The organism is Duganella sp. GW821-FHT07F09 (assembly GCF_059418705.1).
Genome location: NZ_JBWKQJ010000043.1, coordinates 1 through 981 on the forward strand (window position 1 = coordinate 1; position 981 = coordinate 981).

The following is a 981-nucleotide window of genomic DNA, read 5'->3' on the forward strand; positions in this document are numbered from 1 at the left end:
GATGTTGCCGACATCGATGTGCCCGCCGGTGACGATGGTCGACGCCACGCCCGAGGCCAGGCCCGAGGCGGTGTTGGTGATGATGGTGCCCGCCGTGCCCATGTCGCCGCCGAGCGCGCCGCCGACGGTGCCGTCAACGGCCGCGCCCGCACCCGCGCCGGCGGCCGCCGCCGCCACGCCGGTCCAGCTGAAGTGGTCCTGCAAACCGACCGCCACCTCGACGCCTTGCGTGACGACGTTGCCGACGGCCGCGCGGCCGGCCGTTTCCAGCACGCCGGGCCCGGCCAGGCCGCCCAGGAAGCTGTCCGGGTCGGCGGCGGAGGCCGCCGGTCCGATGCCGGCCGAGACGCCGCCGGCGATCGCGCCGAGCGCCACGCCCTTCCAGTTGAAGCCGGACTGCTCGCCGATGCCGATGCCCACCACCTGCGAGGCCGCGCTGGCGGCCGCGCCCGTGACGGCCCCGGCCGCGATGGTGGCGCCCAGGCCGGCGCCCATGACGCCCTCCATCGCCGCCAGCACGATCGGGCCTGCCACCACCGAAACCGCCACCGCCACCACCATCACCAGCACCTTGCCCAGCCCGCCGCAACCGCCGCCGCCGTGGCCCGGCTGGCCGGGCACGAGGTTCCAGAAGTCCGATTCCGAGATGCCGGCGGTGCCGCCGTCGGTCGAGTGGTACACCGTGGTGCTCGACGAGGTGACCTCGCCGGTTGCGCTCGAGGTCACCGTCGCCGTCGACGAGGTCGGAATCTTGACCGAGCCGAGGTGAGACAGGTCCGAGTTGGTGGCGATGCCGTTGGCGTCGGCGATCAGATACCACAGGTCGGCGTTGCCATAGGCCGCCTGCGCCAGGCTTTGCAAGGTGTCGCCCGGTTTCACGGCGACGATGGCGTTGCCCGATTCATCGAAGTAGTTCACGCGCGCGCCGGACGTCGTCGCCGTTGCCGTTGTGGCCGAAGTCGACTCGGTCGACATCGTCGA

1 pseudogene is annotated in these 981 nt (G+C 72.7%); it reads right to left on the bottom strand.

Features of this window, described 5'->3' with window-relative positions:
• Nucleotides 1-918: pseudogene (locus AC07P1_RS33695) on the bottom strand (hypothetical protein); the annotation flags it as partial.
• Nucleotides 919-981: the final 63 nt, after the last annotated feature.